22 protein-coding genes and 1 tRNA gene are annotated in these 17,458 nt (G+C 53.8%); 11 read left to right on the top strand and 12 right to left on the bottom strand.

Annotated features, from left to right (window positions below; genetic code table 11):
• Positions 1 to 148 precede the first annotated feature (148 nt).
• Entirely contained in the window at positions 149 to 577 is a 429-nt protein-coding gene (locus DMG62_19930; GenBank protein PYY21276.1) for a hypothetical protein, read from the top strand.
• A 31-nt stretch (positions 578 to 608) separates the two neighbouring features.
• Here the strand turns inward: DMG62_19930 and DMG62_19925 are convergent.
• Positions 609 to 684, bottom strand: a tRNA-Lys gene (locus DMG62_19925).
• 103 nt (positions 685 to 787) lie between these two features.
• Positions 788 to 1,291, bottom strand: coding sequence for a pili assembly chaperone (locus DMG62_19920; protein ID PYY21275.1), 504 nt, complete (start codon positions 1,289 to 1,291; stop codon positions 788 to 790).
• A gap of 672 nt (positions 1,292 to 1,963) precedes the next feature.
• Here DMG62_19920 and aroF point away from each other — a divergent pair.
• Positions 1,964 to 2,983 carry a 3-deoxy-7-phosphoheptulonate synthase gene (gene aroF, locus DMG62_19915; GenBank protein ID PYY21274.1) on the top strand — a complete coding sequence of 340 codons (1,020 nt, stop codon included), beginning with the start codon at positions 1,964 to 1,966 and terminating at the stop codon, positions 2,981 to 2,983.
• Positions 2,984 to 2,985: 2 nt separating this feature from the next.
• On the opposite strand, the gene DMG62_19910 is transcribed toward aroF, so the two are convergent.
• Positions 2,986 to 3,831, bottom strand: a complete 846-nt coding sequence (locus DMG62_19910; protein ID PYY21273.1) for a hypothetical protein — start codon at positions 3,829 to 3,831, stop codon at positions 2,986 to 2,988.
• Positions 3,832 to 3,890: 59 nt separating this feature from the next.
• Here DMG62_19910 and DMG62_19905 point away from each other — a divergent pair, with 59 nt between their 5' ends.
• Positions 3,891 to 4,226: a hypothetical protein gene (locus tag DMG62_19905; GenBank protein PYY21272.1), complete on the top strand. Its 336-nt coding sequence runs from the start codon at positions 3,891 to 3,893 to the stop codon at positions 4,224 to 4,226.
• Between the two features lie 5 nt (positions 4,227 to 4,231).
• Here the strand turns inward: DMG62_19905 and DMG62_19900 are convergent, their stop codons facing one another.
• Positions 4,232 to 4,927, bottom strand: coding sequence for a hypothetical protein (locus DMG62_19900; protein PYY21271.1), 696 nt, complete (start codon positions 4,925 to 4,927; stop codon positions 4,232 to 4,234).
• A 143-nt stretch (positions 4,928 to 5,070) separates the two neighbouring features.
• Positions 5,071 to 5,382, bottom strand: coding sequence for a hypothetical protein (locus tag DMG62_19895; GenBank protein ID PYY21270.1), 312 nt, complete (start codon positions 5,380 to 5,382; stop codon positions 5,071 to 5,073).
• A 320-nt stretch (positions 5,383 to 5,702) separates the two neighbouring features.
• Between DMG62_19895 and DMG62_19890 the strand changes: the two genes are divergently transcribed.
• Positions 5,703 to 5,909 carry a hypothetical protein gene (locus DMG62_19890; GenBank protein ID PYY21269.1) on the top strand — a complete coding sequence of 69 codons (207 nt, stop codon included), beginning with the start codon at positions 5,703 to 5,705 and terminating at the stop codon, positions 5,907 to 5,909.
• Between the two features lie 25 nt (positions 5,910 to 5,934).
• Entirely contained in the window at positions 5,935 to 6,132 is a 198-nt protein-coding gene (locus DMG62_19885) for a hypothetical protein (GenBank protein ID PYY21268.1), read from the top strand.
• 229 nt (positions 6,133 to 6,361) lie between these two features.
• On the opposite strand, the gene DMG62_19880 is transcribed toward DMG62_19885, so the two are convergent.
• Together DMG62_19880 and DMG62_19875 are read right to left on the bottom strand one after the other, a co-directional pair.
• On the bottom strand, positions 6,362 to 7,255 hold the full coding sequence (locus DMG62_19880) for a putative sulfate exporter family transporter (protein ID PYY21311.1): 894 nt from the start codon (positions 7,253 to 7,255) through the stop codon (positions 6,362 to 6,364).
• Between the two features lie 91 nt (positions 7,256 to 7,346).
• Complete coding sequence (locus DMG62_19875) at positions 7,347 to 8,075, bottom strand: hypothetical protein (GenBank protein PYY21267.1); 729 nt, start codon at positions 8,073 to 8,075, stop codon at positions 7,347 to 7,349.
• Between the two features lie 138 nt (positions 8,076 to 8,213).
• On the opposite strand from DMG62_19875, the gene DMG62_19870 reads away from it, so the two are divergent.
• Positions 8,214 to 8,408 (top strand): hypothetical protein, encoded by a 195-nt coding sequence (locus DMG62_19870; GenBank protein ID PYY21266.1) that lies wholly within the window; start codon positions 8,214 to 8,216, stop codon positions 8,406 to 8,408.
• A 318-nt stretch (positions 8,409 to 8,726) separates the two neighbouring features.
• On the opposite strand, the gene DMG62_19865 is transcribed toward DMG62_19870, so the two are convergent.
• Together DMG62_19865 and DMG62_19860 are read right to left on the bottom strand one after the other, a co-directional pair.
• Complete coding sequence (locus DMG62_19865; protein PYY21265.1) at positions 8,727 to 10,334, bottom strand: methylmalonyl-CoA mutase; 1,608 nt, start codon at positions 10,332 to 10,334, stop codon at positions 8,727 to 8,729.
• Complete coding sequence (locus DMG62_19860; GenBank protein ID PYY21264.1) at positions 10,327 to 10,608, bottom strand: hypothetical protein; 282 nt, start codon at positions 10,606 to 10,608, stop codon at positions 10,327 to 10,329. The genes DMG62_19865 and DMG62_19860 overlap by 8 nt, the downstream gene beginning before the upstream one ends.
• Before the next feature lie 179 nt (positions 10,609 to 10,787).
• Here DMG62_19860 and DMG62_19855 point away from each other — a divergent pair, with 179 nt between their 5' ends.
• From DMG62_19855 to DMG62_19840, 4 genes are all read left to right on the top strand, one after another.
• Complete coding sequence (locus tag DMG62_19855; protein ID PYY21263.1) at positions 10,788 to 11,690, top strand: LysR family transcriptional regulator; 903 nt, start codon at positions 10,788 to 10,790, stop codon at positions 11,688 to 11,690.
• A 114-nt stretch (positions 11,691 to 11,804) separates the two neighbouring features.
• A complete protein-coding gene (locus tag DMG62_19850) occupies positions 11,805 to 12,350 on the top strand; it encodes an arginine decarboxylase, pyruvoyl-dependent (GenBank protein PYY21262.1) in 546 nt (181 codons plus the stop codon).
• Positions 12,351 to 12,474: 124 nt separating this feature from the next.
• A complete protein-coding gene (locus DMG62_19845) occupies positions 12,475 to 13,374 on the top strand; it encodes an acyltransferase (GenBank protein ID PYY21261.1) in 900 nt (299 codons plus the stop codon).
• A gap of 303 nt (positions 13,375 to 13,677) precedes the next feature.
• The gene (locus tag DMG62_19840; protein ID PYY21260.1) at positions 13,678 to 14,721 is read left to right on the top strand and encodes an agmatine deiminase; all 1,044 of its coding nucleotides are present in this window, start codon (positions 13,678 to 13,680) and stop codon (positions 14,719 to 14,721) included.
• Positions 14,722 to 14,831: 110 nt separating this feature from the next.
• Here DMG62_19840 and DMG62_19835 read toward each other — a convergent pair whose 3' ends face one another.
• From DMG62_19835 to DMG62_19825, 3 genes are all read right to left on the bottom strand, one after another.
• Positions 14,832 to 15,134, bottom strand: a complete 303-nt coding sequence (locus tag DMG62_19835) for a DUF962 domain-containing protein (GenBank protein ID PYY21259.1) — start codon at positions 15,132 to 15,134, stop codon at positions 14,832 to 14,834.
• 38 nt (positions 15,135 to 15,172) lie between these two features.
• Positions 15,173 to 15,499 (bottom strand): hypothetical protein, encoded by a 327-nt coding sequence (locus DMG62_19830; protein ID PYY21258.1) that lies wholly within the window; start codon positions 15,497 to 15,499, stop codon positions 15,173 to 15,175.
• 316 nt (positions 15,500 to 15,815) lie between these two features.
• Complete coding sequence (locus DMG62_19825; GenBank protein ID PYY21257.1) at positions 15,816 to 17,174, bottom strand: hypothetical protein; 1,359 nt, start codon at positions 17,172 to 17,174, stop codon at positions 15,816 to 15,818.
• On the opposite strand from DMG62_19825, the gene DMG62_19820 reads away from it, so the two are divergent.
• Complete coding sequence (locus tag DMG62_19820) at positions 17,169 to 17,435, top strand: hypothetical protein (GenBank protein PYY21256.1); 267 nt, start codon at positions 17,169 to 17,171, stop codon at positions 17,433 to 17,435. The genes DMG62_19825 and DMG62_19820 overlap by 6 nt on opposite strands.
• Positions 17,436 to 17,458: the final 23 nt, after the last annotated feature.

Below are 17,458 nucleotides of genomic sequence, written 5' to 3'. Positions count from 1 at the left end.
CAACTCTCGATTCCGCACGGCTCGGGCTCACTACTGCGCATCGAATTTTTCAACCACAATGCCAATTTCGAATCCAGTGGCAGCATCTCTGCTGCTCTGAGCATTCTTGTTGCTGTCAACAATCAGTGCCGCGCAATCAGGTGAGTTCATGAACCAACCGGCGCATAGGCAGCATGCGGAAAAATTAGTGGAACTCGGCTTGCAGATTCACGAAACCACACTCGACTGCTCACACTTCGTGAATTCGCTGTTTAACGCGATGGGCCTCTTCTATCACTACGAGCCCTCGCGAGTCCTTTACCGAGGTAGCGATGCTTTCCGACGAATCTATCGACCAACTGTTGGTGACCTGATTGTCTGGCCGGGACATGTCGGTATCGTTATTGATCCCGAGCAGAAAAAATTCGTAAGCGCACTTAGATCCGGCGTGAAAGTAGCCAGTTACACGTCAAACTACTGGAGGCGGAAAGGCCGGCCACGTTTTCTGCGTTATCGTTTTACCGACACTCCAGTTCTAGCATGGCAAACTTCGAGCGGGATCAGTAATGAAATTATGAGCAAGTCCGGAACAGAGTAAACGCGGCATGTTAGCGTGGATCTTTGGAGGATGGTGAGCGCGGCAGGATTCGAACCTGCGACCCACGCCTTAAAAGGGCGTTGCTCTACCAACTGAGCTACGCGCCCACTATTCCCAATTTATCACGGGGTTAGCTCGTGGGCGGTGGAATCAGCGCACCTGAGATGATTTGAAAACACTGCACAGTGTAAACAGATTCTGGTTTGCCGATTACTGGATTGGAGCGTCATTCGAGCCAGCAGACTGCGATGTATTAGCGCGGATTACGCCGCTTTGGTCGGTGAAGAAACTGCGATTACCAGTCTGGGCACGAGCTGCAGGATCCGCCTGTACTGAAAAACCAACGTTCAATTGTCCATTGGGGATTGGCACATAAGTAAAGTAGTATCCAGACTTTGCAGTTCCCGGCGTCGTGGCATTCGCCAAGATGTTGTCAATCTGACAGGCGCTGTCAAGTTTAGGCGGGGTGCAACCTTTCGAATCACCCAGATCCTGCAAGACAGTGGAGAAACCAAGGGCTCCCGGATTGCTCCATCCTGCTGCAAAATAGGCGGATTCGGCCGTGAAAATCGTGTGTAGGCTGGATACGGCTGACGCTTCATTAGCTGCCATTTTCGCGCGCAGCAGATTAGGAATCGCAATCGCCGCGATGATGAGAATGATGGCGACAACGATCAGCAACTCAATTAACGAGAATCCCTTTTGCCTTCGCATGTCGCAATTATCCTTCTACAGCCATACAGCGGCTGTCACCCAGTATGTATCGCACCCGAAGTGCCAATCACGACAATTTCGTTTTCCCGTCTCAAACTTGCAAACGATGGCTCCTATTTCCATAAAACTCAACTACTTACGGAAAACTTTCAAGAGCGCGATCGCAGCGGAAAATACGACGACCTCCATTTGCAGCGATCTATGACACTTTTTGTCATCCCACAAAAGCGGTAATTTGTCATTTCCTGATAGCGGATGGGTGAACAAAAGTTGGCTCGAAGTTCAGTTCTCTAAGTGTGGAAACACGGGTTCATTGGATTGTTGCACTACGCTCACGCCCGAATAACTGCTCATGACAGGTCCGTGATCATCGAAAACGTGTGATAGTCCGACTGGGAGAAACCGCTCCTTCAGCCAGCGTTCATTGACACCGAAAGCAGGCTATCCTATAGTTCTATGCGACAATTCTGATGCAAGCACTCCCATTTACCGGCTTTAGCTACCGCTACTGGTTCTTTACGAGTAGCGGCTCCGGTGAAGCGCGTGCCTGCGAACGAAGCTGAAGTTTAATCGTTTAGCAATCATCAGCAGAAAACACCGAAGGCCGCAACTTTAAGTTGCGGCTTTCGCTTTTCAGTACTGATTCCAAGGAGGCGGGCAGTGATCATTAATATGGCAGAAGGCGCGACCGAGGCTGAAATTCAGCACGTCATCGATAACGTGGTTCTTTGTGGCTATCAACCTCACGTAATTCGCGGAACTGAGCGAACCATCGTTGCAGCGGTCGGCAGCGGCGGAAATCGAACACTGCTTGAGGCGCTCAAGATCGCACCTGGCGTCGAGGACGCCATCCCTATTGCACATCCATTCAAGTTGGTTAGCCGGCAAGTTCGAGGCGAACCGAGCGTGTTGGAAGTCGGCGGCGTAAAGATCGGTGGAGAAGAGGTAGTCGTAATTGCTGGACCCTGCTCCGTTGAGTCGCGAGAGCAACTGCTCGACACGGCAGTTGCAGTGAAGGAAGCTGGAGCCAGCATGCTTCGCGGAGGAGCCTACAAACCTCGCACGTCTCCGTATGACTTCCAAGGTTTAGGAGTCGAAGCATTAAAAATCCTCTCCGAAGCTCGTAAGCTGACTGGACTGCCTATCGTCACGGAAGTGATGAGCACCGAGGACGTTGATCTCATTTCGGAACACGCGGATATGCTTCAGGTTGGCGCGCGCAACATGCAGAACTTTGCGCTGCTACGGCGACTCGCGAAAGTCGATCGCCCTATCTTGCTGAAGCGTGGACCATCGGCGACGGTTAAGGAATGGCTTTTGGCCGCGGAGTACCTGCTCTCCGGAGGAAACTCTCAGGTTATTCTCTGTGAACGTGGAATCAAGACCTTCGAAACGGAACTGCGAAACACAATCGATCTTGCTGCAATCGCCTTGGCAAAGGAACTCTCGCACTTGCCCGTCATCGCCGATCCGTCGCATGGGACTGGAAGACGAAGTCTGATTAGCGCTGTATCACGGGCTGCAATTGCGGTTGGTGCCGATGGCCTGATCGTTGAGGTTCATCCTTGCCCCGAGCGAGCGCTGTCGGATGGCCCACAGTCCCTCGATTTGACCGGCTTTGCCGCGATGATCCGCTCCTTATCAGAGCCGCTGCGGAGGGTGGCTCCATTGCAGATGAAGGTTTCGGCGTGAGCTCAATTCGTGCGAAGCGATTGATGCGCAACTTCCACGAACGCTGTTGCAGCTCGCGGCAGAGTGCGATCCTTGCGGTACACCAGCCCGAGTTCTCGTTTGAGCTTGAGATCCTTAATAGGGATTAGCCGAAGACGTCCGGCTTGTACATCGTCCTGCGCGAAACTCGTGCTGATGACTGAGGCTCCAAAACCTCCCGCGACGAACTGCTTGATGAGAGTAATGCTGCCGAGCTCCATTGAGATCCGCAGCCGATCGCGGAAGGGATGGCTCGCCTGAATTACCAGCTGCAATTCGTCGCTGAAGATGCGAACCACACGCAACGACGAACTCTTGACCGGCAGCGTGACGATGCCTACATCCACGGCTCCAGCTTCGATCTTCTCGATGATCTTGCGACTGAAATTCCGATACACACTGATCCGGACCGATGGATATTTCTGATGAAAATGCTCAAAGACCCTTGGCAACACATAGAGAAAAGTTGCCTCGTTGGCGCCGATCGAGAGCACGCCGCGCGTTTCCTGCGAAGCATGCGACAACGCGTTCCTCGACTCGTCGTGCAAGCGCAACAAGCTCTGCGCGTATTGCAGGAGGATTTCGCCAGCAGGCGTGAGGCGCACGGCCTTTCCCGACCGGTCAAACAGTCTTTGCTGATAGGCTTCCTCGAGTTGACGAATCTGCGCGCTTACCGCAGGCTGCGACCGGAATACTTTCGCAGCAGCGCGCGAGAAATTGCCCTCTTTCGCCACTTCGACGAATGTCTTGAGGTGATCTAGGTCCAATCCTGGTAATCCATTCACGGCGTCTCTTATGCTCGTCTCGATTACACCTTGCAACTGCTCCATTATCCCAATAAGAAAAATCAATTCTCACAATTGATTTCTCTGATATTGCCGAAAACCTGATGTCTGGAGGAGGAAAGATGATCAGTCACAGGCTCATTGGAGCGATAGCTATTTTATTCTGCACAATCCTTACGCTTGCTGGACAAGATCTTCAAGACGCACCCAAGAGCGCGGCGACACTGGCAAGCTCCCAGCGCGCCGCAGAAGAGACCAATGATCTCAAAGCCGACGTCGCGAAAATGCGAGCCTTGCTTGGGCAGATGCAGCGAAATGTTGCGTTCGTTTCAACGGGAGACACGCCACTGAAGCATCAGTTCGAACTTGAAATCGATATGTGGCAGCTCGTCCTGCGCGACATGGAAAAGAAGCTCAACTCGCAGCAGACTGCCCCCTAGATGAATCAGAATTCGAAAGTCACGAAGCGTACCGCAGCGCTGTCAAGGTTCTTGAACTGGTGTCTGCCCCCCGGAATCCAGGCAGCGTCGCCGGATTTGAGGTGCAGCACCGGCCGTTCGCCGGATTCGGAATCCTGGCTGCCCAGATCAGTCAAGTCGAGATCCGTAACTGCTACAAGCAGCATGTCATCTCGCAGGGCTGCAGCTCGAAACGATTCACCCGCAGCCAATGACGTCCCTGCAAGGGTGACTTCACCCAAGCTCAGCGCCCACAAGGGTTCGAGGTGGGTCGCTCCCTTGCATCCACAGATCGCTCTTGCCGTGTTTTCTGCACAACCGCACGCGCCGGAGATGAGGCTGCGAGGCTTCAGTGCGATCATCACGCCTCGAAACTCAGCTGTCCCCCTGTTGCTCAGAACGTTAGTCTCAAAACTCGGAAAGAATCGGGTGTCTCCTGCCTGCCAGCGAATGTCAGTCTTCCCTTGTTGGCGAGTGAAGCTTAGCGACGAGTCCGTGAGAGCAACCCAGAATGTGTCACGTGCTGATTGAAACGCAGGGACGGAAGCGTGCGCCTGCAGATTGACTCCATAGACCGCCACCACGTCATTTTCGAACTTCGTTTGATATCGCGCCAGTTGGGAAGACTGTCCTACTGCGCAAATTGACTGTGAAATAAGAACTATGGCTAAAAACCGGATCATGATTGTCCCGCTTCATTAATAGATCCCGGACGTTTTGTTCCTTCACGAGAAGCCGTTCGTAGTCATTCGGAGCTGTATGCACAAATGAAATGTTCCGGTTGTGACAACGTATTGGGCTGAGAATGGTGCTCCGCAACCCGGCATCAACTTCTCTTACGCCAGTTTCTCGCACGCTTTGCCGAATATTCTGTAGCCTTATCCAGATTGACGAGCCCGAACACAACTCCGTTAGCGCCGAGACCCTTGGCCATATCGATATCGCGAGTCATTGTCAGGAATTCAAGATCAGAGTAGTGGAAATCTGCGCCACGGGAATGAATCATTACGTGCACACTTTTCGTTACATTCTCGCGTACAGTGGCAATGAGACCTTGGCTGGGCGTACCCGACCTTCCACACGATTGCTGAACAGCTCGATGTGATCCGCTCCGCCAGCCCTGGCCGCAACTGCGGATTCCGCTGCGTGCACTGCAATTTCAACAACAATTCGGTGCTGAAAACGCATTCTCGGTTCGGATTTGGGATAGTAACTTCGTATAACTCTCGTAACGCTTCCAGGTTACCGGATATTCCCATTTTGCCATCAAAAAGTTAGTAACTTTATTGGAATCCCCTCGCCGCATTCTCAATTCGCCTGTAAACTCATTTTGGAATTTGCAAAACAACTTAGGAACGATTGTCCAGAGTAGCGAATCCGTGCGACTTTTGTGGCATGAACTTTTTGAGTTTTGTTGATACAATTTCTTCTTCCCGAATCGGGAGTTAGGAGACGCTGTTGGATACCGAACAGATTCTTGAAGCACTGAGGGCCGAACGTCAGCGCATCGACAAGGCCATCGCTGCACTCGGAGGGAGTTCTCGAACGGGACGAAGCGCGCTGGGACGCCGAGGACCGCGGCATATGAGTGCAGAAGCACGTAGACGCATCTCAGAAGCACAGAAGCGGCGCTGGGCGGAACAGCGCAAGAAGTCAAAATCCTAAAGAATGGCCAAGGACTAAGCCAAATATGCCTAAATCATCGAAAAAGAAAGCTCCAGCGTCGCGCAAAGGCGCAGCTGGGAAGATTGTCCCTCTTGCAACTCTGGAGAAACAAGCAATCGCCAACGCTTTGAAAGTCGTCAACGACGATAAGCTCAAAGCCGCCCGCCTGCTTGGGATCGGCAAGACAACTCTATATCGCAAGCTCAAAGAATACGGCTGGTAATCATTTATTCGGGCTGTGGAGCAGTCGATTGGATTACGCTTCGCCGACTGCAACAGCGCACTAGCGCGCAGAGATAAATAGCAAGCAGGAGCGGAGTTGGGAAGACTTTCCAGTCATCTGAGCCGCTCCTGCTTTGTGAGTGCGATCCAAGTCCTACTCTGATAGCCCCGGTACAGAGCGAGAAGGACACCGTTATCATTGGCAGGCTCCTGCAATGGTCATAGGCAGCTCAAATCAACCCTGATCGTACGAGCCAGATCGACCCTATGGCAACGATTGCCCATAAGAGAACTCCCTGTATCAAGGGACGTATTCCGACTTCGGCGATCGCCTTGCGTGACAATCCACTCCCAATGAGAAACAAAGTCACTGCAAGCCCGACTTTCGCGGCACTTAGTAACATTGCATAGCCAGGAATAAAGGATGGCGGAGAATAACTCCTCGCAACCGACGCCACGACAAACATGAGAATGAACCAGGGCACTTGCACATATGTTTTGTGGTTCTTAAGCGCAGCGACTACGAGCGTTACTGGGACGATCCAAAGGGCGCGCGTCAGTTTCACTGTAGCAGCCACTGCGAGTGCAAGATTTCCGTAACGCGCTGCAGCTCCGACGACAGAACTTGTGTCGTGAATCGCCAGCGCTGACCAAATCCCAAACTGAGTTTCCGAAAGCCTGAAGCAGTGTCCGATTGGAGGAAACAGGAAGAGAGCAATCGCATTCAAGATGAAAACTGTGCCCAGCGACACCGCCACGTCGTGCTCATCAGCGTCTAAGACTGGTGCCACGGCTGCAATCGCACTTCCTCCACAAATGGCCGTGCCTATAGAGATCAACGCGGAAGGTATCCGTTGCACCGCCAGCCCGCGTCCGAGAAGCAAACCACATGCGATGGCAAAGCTGATTCCCAAGAGCGTATAAAGGAATCCTGAGCGTCCGGCACGCATGATGTCGGCGAGACTCATGCCGAAACCGAGTCCCACAACCGAAATCTGGAGCAACCACTTCGACCAGCGGGACGTGAATGCAGGAAAGGGATTCCCTAATATGAACGCCAGGGCTAACCCTAAAGCGAGTGCGAGAGAAGGAGAAGCTGAGTAGCCCGAGCCAATGAGAGCGATTACGAAAGCGAGTCGACCAACGTTTTTCAACAATCAGAATAGCAGCATCGAATCCGCGGAAAGGAATGCGCGAACAAAGCATTAAAGAAATTCAACCCTGCTCGGGTCGAGACAACCACCAAACAACTCGTCCTAAGATACGGCAATTTCGATCGAGGGTGAGTGTGCCGGATTGATTATGATCAGCATCCACAACCAGTACCTCTGCCGCTCCAAATCTCTTAAGCCTGCGAAGAAGCAAGCCGAAGTCTTTGTGCCAGACGAGCACGATCGTGTTGTTCAGTTTCGCGGAATCGAATTGTGAAAGATCTACCGCAACGAGGGAACCATCGGAAATCGATGGGCTCATGCCATCCCCGACAATCCGAATACAGCGAACGCTCTGCTTGTTCGCGCTCCAGTCACTAGGCGCCATCACTCTGGCAAGAACTGGGCTGCGATCGATATTCGGATCGTTGTCCCCTGGCTCGGTGGTACCTACTTTGACGCCCAGCAGCGGAACCGACTGGTTCTCCAGCTCTGCTACCGTGGATTGCGGGCTCTTGCTACTTTTCGATTTGCGTAGCGCTCGTTTTAGATCGCTGGCAGGAAGTCCCGCACGTTGCCAGAAATACCAGCAGTCCGGATCTCCCGAAAGAGTGCCCATATGGATGTAATACGCAGCTTCGGGTTCGTTGACTGCCCGCTCCCAGCGGGATACTGCCATGGGAGAGACATTCAGAAGACGCGCGAGCCCCGCCTGATTTAAGTGCAGACGCTCACGCAGACGTTCAATCTGTACTGCCCATTCTGGCCTTGCCAGCCTGGTGCCAGCGCGCATATCAGTTCTTGACAGGGGATGATGCCGGAGCTATTCTCGATAACATTAGAGTTATAACTCCTAAGGGCAGTATCCTCGTCCCTCAGTTGCCGTGATCTAACATCGCGCCACGCTGACCAGGACAGCGGGTCACGAATCATGACGTTGGATAATATCAAAAACCCCAAGTTGAATCGACTTAGCCTCTATCGCGGTATCTACAGCAGAATTGCAAAGCAACTTGGTATCGATCCTTCTTATGTCAGCCGCGTTGCGCGAGGGGAACGCCAATCCGCGAAAGTAGAGGCCGCGTTGCTGAAGGAGATGCGCAGGATCGAAAAGGGTCCCAACTGACTGAGGAGCCTCACAACGGCAGTTCTGCGCTCCACCTCTTACTGAAGTTTACTCCTTCAGAACAATTTGGTCTGCCCTCCCGTTTCCTTCATGGTCATCCGCGCTACATTACTCACTATGGCAACCAAGTTTATCTGTTCGCAGTGCGACCGCGAGGAAGCGCGTTGTGCCTGCGAAAAATACTGTATTTTGTGCCAGGCACTAAATGACGTTCGCTTGTCCGCTGACGGCGCATACTACTGCCGCGACTGCCGCGAAGCATGCGATTACCAGGCCCAGCGTTCTTCCTAGCCGACCTGCTGGTTGGATGCTTTGTGGTCAGATTACGACTGTTTCTCGGTGCTCTCCAAATACTTCACGTAATTGATTAGAAATCTCGCCAACGGTGCACCTGTTTTCGACAGCTTCGATTACTGCAGGGACCAGATTCGCACCACTTGCAGAGGTGTCCTTTAATCTGCGCATGGCGATTTTCCATTGCTCCAGGTGTCTGGTTGCGCGCAGGGCGCGCACTCGCTCTACCTGCTTGCGCTCAAGAGCCTCGTCGAGGCGTTGGATCGGAATCGATTTCTCACTCTTAAGCGTAAAGCGATTCACGCCGACCACGATGGCCTCGCCTTGATCGATCTTCTGCTGCACCTCATAAGCGGCGTTCTGGATCTCCTGCTGCACAAAGCCTTGCTCGATTGCACTGATCATGCCGCCGAGAGATTCGATCTTCTGGATGTAGTCACTCGCACGAACCTCGATCTCATCCGTGAGGCTTTCAATCGCATATGAACCAGCAAACGGATCAACCGTATGTGCGGCACCTGATTCGTAAGCGATGATCTGCTGCGTGCGCAACGCGATGCGCGCCGCCTCTGCGGTGGGAATGGCCAAGGCTTCATCGTATGCGTTCGTATGAAGGGACTGCGTACCGCCGACAACTGACGCCAGCGCCTGAATTGCTGTACGCACAATGTTTACTTCTGGTTGCTGCGCCGTCAGCGTTGAACCTGCTGTTTGAGTATGGAAGCGGAGCATCCACGATCTTGGATTTCTCGCGCGAAACCGATCACGCATGATGTGCGCCCACATCCGCCGCCCAGCGCGAAATTTTGCAACTTCCTCCAGAAAGTTGTTATGAGCATTGAAGAAAAACGAGAGCCTCGGCGCGAACGAATCAACTTGCAATCCGGCATTTAGCGCAGCCTCGACGTATGCGATGCCGTTTGCCAGTGTAAAAGCCACCTCCTGCACCGCAGTACAACCGGCCTCTCGCATGTGGTAACCGGAGATTGATATGGGATTCCATTCCGGCAAGTGCTCATTAGCAAACGCGAAGATATCGGTAATAATTCGCATGGCGTGCTGCGGCGGATAAATGTAAGTGCCGCGGGCGATGTACTCTTTCAACACATCGTTCTGCACCGTACCCGACAGTTTGCGAGGATCCGCTCCTTTGCGCTTCGCAACCGCAACATACAACGCCAACAAGATGATGGCTGTGGCATTGATCGTCATCGACGTCGAGATTTTCTCGAGATCGATGCCTTCAAACAGCCGCTGCATGTCTTCAATCGAGTCGATCGCCACTCCCACCTTACCGATTTCACCCAATGACATAGGATCGTCCGAGTCGTAGCCGATTTGTGTCGGCAGATCGAAGGCCACAGAAAGTCCCGTGGTGCCATGCGCCAAAAGGTACTTGTAGCGACGGTTCGACTCTTCCGCGTCTCCCATGCCTGCATACTGGCGCATTGTCCATAGACGACCGCGATGCATGGTCGGCTGAATGCCACGAGTGAAGGGATATTGACCAGGAAATCCAACCTGCTCGTCGTAGCTCCAGCCAGATTGCGCGAGTTCTTCGTCCGTGTAGAGCTCGCGCAATTCGACGTCAGAGGCGTGTTTTAGTCTTTCCGGTCGTGCCGAATCAGCCATTGCCACTCTCTTTGACCGCTGCATGGCGTCGAGCACGCCAGAACGAGCTAACCGAGAAGTAGATGAATGCGGCGACAAATGCCAGAGTAACGATGACGTGTGACACTGGAGCGGACTGGCCCGATTGAATCCTCTGCCATTGTCGCCATGCAGCTGCGAGGCCCATAGCAGCAAAGACTGCGAAGAAGAATCCGGTGATCTCAAGAATGAGAATCCGAGTGGCGCGTGCCGTCGCCTTCCCTACACTCTTGGCCGCCGCTACCCCGCCCCTCACCGCGTAATGACGGTTGCTGAGCCTCCACAAAACGCGTCCAACAGCGTGAGCGCGGAGAAGATTTCGCGAGTGTGCCACTGCAAGATTCTAAGCGCAGGCCACACATGGGGAAATAGGCATTTCCACTGCGGAATTGCAAAATCCGGCGTACGATACAAACCAAGCTTCCCATCAGTCCCATGGATTTGGACCAACTCAACTCTTTCCTGGAAGTCGCCAAACACTCCAGCTTTTCCAAAGCTGCCGAACGTTGTTTCCGTACCCAGCCTGCGATTTCGTCACAGATTCGCGCTCTCGAAGAAGAAGTTGGCGCGAAACTGTTCGACCGCTCCGGAGCGAAGGTAAGTCTCACCGTTGCTGGCAAGGCGTTTCAAACCTACGCTGAAGAAGCGCTGCGCGCGCTGAGATCGGTGAAGATGACGATTGCAGAGATGGAGCGCACTCCACGGGGGGAGATTGTTGTCGGAGCCAACGAGGCCACCTGTCTTTATGTCCTTCCCGAGGTCTTTGCCGACTTTAAGCGGCAGTACCCGAAAGTTTCAGTGAGCATTCAGCGGGCAGAAACAGCAAAGACGCTGGAGTCAGTCATAGACCAGACCGTTGACTTTGGAGTGGTCTCGATGCCAGTGAAAGACTCTCGCCTCGACGCGCTGCCAATACACCACGATGAACTTGTGCTGATCACCTCGCCTGGACATGCTTTGGCACAGCTCTCCCACGCCCGACTGGAAGAAATCGCTAAGTATCCGTTAGTACTGCCGAAGCTCGGACGCACACGCGACGCAATCGACGATGTCTTTGAAGAAGCACGCCTCAAGCTTCATGTGTCGATGGAGCTCGATTCCAGTGAGTTGCTCAAGCGTTTCGTCGCTGCCGATGTTGGTGTCGGCTTTGTCGCACGTTCAAATATCTCCGATGAAATCCGCGCAGGAACGCTGTCTGCTTTAAGCTTCATCGACCCGCCTATCAGCAGGGATTTGGCCCTGGTCCATCGCAAGGACAAAACTCTCAGCCGGGCTGCGCGCGCCTTTATGGAGATCGCGGTCAATAAAAAGGCAGTGCACAAGTTGGCACACTCCTGAACCGGCGAAATTCATATCGCTCAAATATTTTCCTCTGCGCGCAGTGCACAATTTCTGTTAGCTTTAGTTTTTTGTAGACGCCTTTTCCGGAGGGCTTTTGAATTGGGCAAAGACATGGTTCCCAAGCGGCTCTTTCTCACCAAAGGAGTGGGAAAACACAAAGAGCGCTTGACCTCCTTCGAGCTCGCATTGCGTGACGCGGGCATCGCATCTCAAAATCTAGTGCGCGTCTCTTCCATCTTTCCCCCGCACTGCAAATTGGTTTCTCGCAAGGAAGGCCAGAAATATCTCAATCATGGCGAGGTCGTATTCGCCGTAGTGGCCGAGAATTCAACCCGCGAGCCGCATCGTTTGCTGGCTTCTAGCATCGGCGTAGCGATCCCGACGGATCGCGGTACTTACGGCTATATGAGCGAACACCACAGCTTTGGCGAGACGGACGACCAGGCAGGTGATTACGCGGAAGAACTCGCTGCCGAGATGCTGGCTACAACGCTCGATGTTGACTTCGACGCAGACAAGTCCTGGGACGAGAAGAAGGAAATCTATCGCATTTCCAATAAGATCGTGCGCACCGCAAATATCACTCAGTCCGCAGTAGGCGATAAGCATGGACGCTGGACCACTGTGATCGCAGCGGCGATTTTAATTTTCGAGTAAACCCGGAAGGCGAACGCGAAGCCACGAAAGCGCGAATCAAAGGTCACGAAGTGATGTTCCAGGTTCTTCATGACCTTCTATATTGCCTTCCTGATCTTGGTGTTCGCTCTTGTTCTTATTTTTCATGAACGACCATTTCCAAATCGCACTAATTCAACTTTCCTGCTCCGCAGATCCGGATGCGAATCTGCACAAGGCCGTCCAGCAAGTGCGGGAAGCCGGGCGCAACGGTGCACAGGTTATTTGCCTGCCCGAGCTGTTTCGCACGCAGTACTTCTGCCAGCGCGAAGATCCCACGCTCTTCGACTTGGCGGAAACAATTCCAGGTCCGACGACCGAAGCAATTTCGAAGGCAGCAGTTGAAGCCAAGGCAATCGTAGTCACTTCAATTTTCGAGAAACGAGCACGCGGCCTCTATCACAACACCGCCGTGCTCATTGGAAGTGATGGTGCCATCAAGGGCGTCTACCGCAAGATGCACATTCCTGATGATCCGCTCTATTACGAGAAGTACTATTTCACGCCCGGAGATCTCGGGTTCAAGGCATTTGATACCGAGGTCGGCCGCATCGGCACACTCGTCTGCTGGGATCAGTGGTATCCCGAAGGAGCTCGCCTCACCGCGCTGCAGGGTGCTCAAGTGTTGTTTTACCCGACGGCCATCGGATGGCATCCTGCTGAAAAGGAGCAGTACGGAGCAGCGCAGCACGACGCCTGGCGCACGATTCAGCGCGCACACGCGATCGCAAACGGAGTATTCGTTGCGGTTGTAAATCGAATTGGCCATGAGACCGGCAACATTCGCGGAAATGAAGCCAAAGGCGCCGGCCTGGAGTTCTGGGGGGGATCATTTCTAGCCGATCCCTTCGGACGAGTCCTCGCCGAAGCTTCGCACAACCGCGAAGAAATCCTCTTTGCCGACGTGAATCTAGCCGAAATCGACGAAATCCGTCGCAACTGGCCGTTCCTGCGCGACCGCCGCATCGAGAGCTACTCGGGCATTACGCAGCGATTCCTCGACTGAGCCCAGAATGAAACCACGAACGTGTGTTTGTCATTGCGAAATGCGGCGTATTGTGCGGCGATGAGGAATACCTACGGATTTCGATGCCGTGATTTCATTCGAATGCACTAAGCGCATCATGAGTTCTTCAAAGTGAAGCTGCGACGAACCTCACTGATTCAGCGGCGTAGCAGCCGCTACTCGGCAGACTGGGCCGAGTTCAGAATGACGATGAGAAAGCATCCTGGCTAATTTGCCTTTTGGATTTCTGCCAAGTTGAAAGAAAAAGCCAAAAAGTCCACACCAGCGTCACTCGGTTATCGCATGCCGGCTGAATGGGAGCCGCACGAAGCTACCTGGATTGCGTGGCCGCACAATCGCGACGACTGGCCCGGCAAGTTCCAGCCTATTCCGTGGATCTATGCTGACATCGTTCGCCATCTTGCGCGCGGTGAACACGTGCGAATCATCGTGAATGGCAGAGCACATCAGCGTTCAGCCGAGCGCACTTTGAAAGATGCTCACGTCGCCTTGGAGCGAGTTCAGTTTTTTTGCTGGAAAACAGATCGCGTCTGGACTCGCGATTCTGGTCCCATATTCGTCGCGCGTGAGAAGGATTCTGCCTTGGCAATGACTCATTGGCAGTTCAACGGCTGGGCGAAATATTCGAATCACCAGAGAGATGAAAAGCTTCCTGCGTTGATTGCTCAGAAATTCGCACTTGAAAGCTGGCAACCGAAATTAAAGATAAACGGGAAGCTCCGGCGCATCGTGCTCGAAGGCGGCAGCATCGACGTCAACGGCCGTGGCACGATGTTAACCACAGAGGAATGCCTGCTGAGCGATGTGCAGCAACGAAATCCAGATGTAAAGCGATATCAGCTGGAGCAGCTGTTCGCTGATTACCTTGGAGTGACAAAGACGATTTGGTTGGGAAACGGAATCGCCGGCGACGACACTCACGGCCACGTCGATGACATCTCGAGGTTCGTTTCGCCGGACACAATCGTCACTGTCGTCGCCAAAAACGCGTCCGATCCCAACCACGCGCCGTTGCAGGAAAACCTGCGCCGTTTGCGAAGCGCAACCGATCAGAACGGAAAGCCTCTGAACGTAGTCGAGCTTCCGCTGCCCTCCCCCGTATGGTTTCGTGGACAGCGGCTACCGGCGAGCTACGCCAACTTCTACATCGCTAATGCCGGAGTGTTGGTCCCAACGTTCAATGATCCGAATGACAGAGTCGCACTGAGCGTTCTTGGAGCACTATTCCCGAATCGGGATGTGGTTAGCATCTACTGCGGGGATTTCATCTGGGGACTGGGCGCGATCCACTGCGCAACCCAGCAGCAGCCTGCGCCGCCCATGTAACGGACCTGCGCCCGCGCGAGGCGGCGGGTCCGTCCTGAACTTACTTCCTCTTCCTTCGTGACCAGAGCCTGCCCGAGCGAACTCGAAATGGGAATTCGCTCCCGTCCTGCCTAAGCCCTACCTCTCATCTTCGCTGCCCACCACCTCGCCCCCACGAGCAAAAACCGCCAATCATGAAAGAACTCCGGAGGCTTGCCCTCAAACGCGTGCCCTACGAACTGGAAGATCCAACCGATCACGAACAGCGCAACAGGCAGCTTCCAGAAACCTGCCACAAACGGAATCACTGGAGTGAGGAGCACAGACAGGATGATCATTGGAATGCCTACCGTGTGGCAGAAACGATTCGCGGCATTCTGGTGACTGGTTGCGTACTGCGCGATCCAGTCACTCCAGGATCGGCCGAAGAACATGATGATCCTCCAACCTTCAGGTTTGTCGTGATTGCGAGCTATGCCATCGGGGGACTGGACTGAGTATGCACTACCTGCTGGGTCTGCGGCACCATTATGGGCTCTTCCGGAATCACGATCCACGCGATCAAATACGCGATGAATCCGATTCCGGTGAACACAGCTGCCACTAGCGTGAGTAGCCGGATGAGCGTCACATCTACATCAAGATGGCGCGCGAGGCCCATGCACACGCCTCCGATTTTCCTGCCCTCACGCGCGCGCTCTAGCGGCCTCCGAACCACCTTCGCTCCTAGCTGCCGTCCACATGCCGAACAGTAAAGACAATCATCGGCCATGGTTCGTCCACAGAAATTACAGTACATAAAGCCTCCAGTGGCCAAGATGACGTCTCGAAAACATGATAGCCACTCATTGGAAGAAACGCAGCTTATTCCCAAAAAGTTCCCCGATACAAAACTCACCACGCAACGGCGAAATAGGCGCAGGGAGGAGCATCGGCTTTACCCGTGCGATCCTGCTCCCTAATAACAATTGAGCGCCGGAGGCGCGCACAATCCTGCGCATACCTGTGATTTACGAGTGCAGTGCCTCCGGCACTCAAGATTTTTCCTGCTCAGATACGGCACGGCTGAAGCCGATGCCCTCCCTGAAGCAGCCTCCCTCAGCACTTCTGTGGACCTACTCCGGACGATAAGGTTCCCGCAGCAGCTTGCGAGCGACTTCGGCCTGCGCTGACGAATTGTCCTGCTCAATAACCGCCTGATATTGAATTACAGCCTGATCTCGATTGCGCAGTACGTCATACATCTCTCCCGACGCCAGTTCGGCGCGTTGACGGAGGCTTGACTGTCCGGTGGGCACATTGGCGGTGAACTGGTAATTCCGAAGCGCGCGTTCATAGTCCTTTTGGCCGCGCAAACTTTCTGCCAGTCCAAAGGCAGCAAACTCGGTATGCGGATTGGCATACTGCGCGGATCTGGCGCCGTCGAGCAATTTTTCGTAGCAATTCACTGCCTCCGGCCCCTTGCCGCCATCCTTCAGCAAATTGCAATGTTCAAGCGCGAAGAGAAAATTTCTCGGGTACTGTCTGGTGAGCGTCTCGACGACTCCACTCGCCTCGTCGTAACGCGCTTCCCTGCGCAAGAAAAACGCCAAAGCGACACGTGCATCGGCGCTCGACTCGCGGCCTTCTTTCGCGGCTTGCTGCAGGTATTCCAGACCTCGTTTTCTGTTTCCACCAAGTCCCGCGAGGCCAGCGAACACTTTCACCGGCATTGGCAGACTGCCGACGACATAGTTGTGCGCCCCTACAACCGTTTTGGCATCGACGTATTTGGGATCGAGCTGCAGCACACGCTCGTGATCACGTCGCGCCGCCACCGCGCTGCGCAAGGCGCTAAGAAAGCTTTTATCCACCAGGGCCATGTAGGTGGACTTTAGTCCCCGCGCTATGCCTCTGACGTAGAGAGCCTCCACATCCTTAGGATCTCTGGCCAGGCTGGTATCGCACAGTTTGACCGCGCGCGCCGTGAGCTGGTCTACCTGAGTCCGCACCGCCGGATCGCCGATCACTGCCTTCCCGGAAAGGAATCCGTCGTGTGCATAAAGAGTCGTATCGAGAAGATTAAGCCGGTAAAGCTCGCGGAAGACCGTTGCCTGCAGTACATGAACTATTGCAAAAGGATCCTCAGGATGTGCCTTCTCAATGCGCTGAAACTCGGAAATCGCTTTCTCGTATTCCAGGTTGTAGAAATCGTCTAGCGCGACCTTTACCTGAGGATCTTGCTCGGCGTGGTAGACGGTGGCAGGAATAGAAGACGGGGAGAAGGCCCATGCTAATGGTCTCGGCAGGCCCGTTACTAGCAAGGCACCCAGTAAACACAGTAGAAGCAGGGCTCGAGGTTGGTCCTGGGGGCTAAGAACCGGGTAAGGCTTCATGGCGGGGTACCTGCGAAGTTTACCTGATACTCCGGGTACTCTGAAACAGGTACAAAGATGTTGCCCCCGGGAAGGATCGAGAATCCAGAACATATGCATAGGCCTGCCAGGACGACGAAAGACTTCTACACCGAGGAAGAAACGGCAGCAGAGCTAAAGATTACTGTCGACAGGCTTCACCATCTTCTAGATCGCAAGCTGTTCAACGACGGGTCCTCACGCCCACCATCAATCAGCTTCCAGAGTACTGACCTTATCCTGCTGCGGTTCTGGCTGGAGCAGGACCAACCTAAACTGATCCAGATGCCGTCACGTAACCTTCGCGGGACGGGTACTGGTGATTTTGAAAGAGAACGGTAAAACTTTCACGATTCGTCTGCTCC

The organism is Acidobacteriota bacterium (assembly GCA_003225175.1).
In the GTDB taxonomy this organism is placed as follows: domain Bacteria; phylum Acidobacteriota; class Terriglobia; order Terriglobales; family Acidobacteriaceae; genus Gp1-AA112.
Note: the sequence above shows the minus strand (reverse complement) of the source record. Positions and strands in the feature narration are given on the sequence as shown.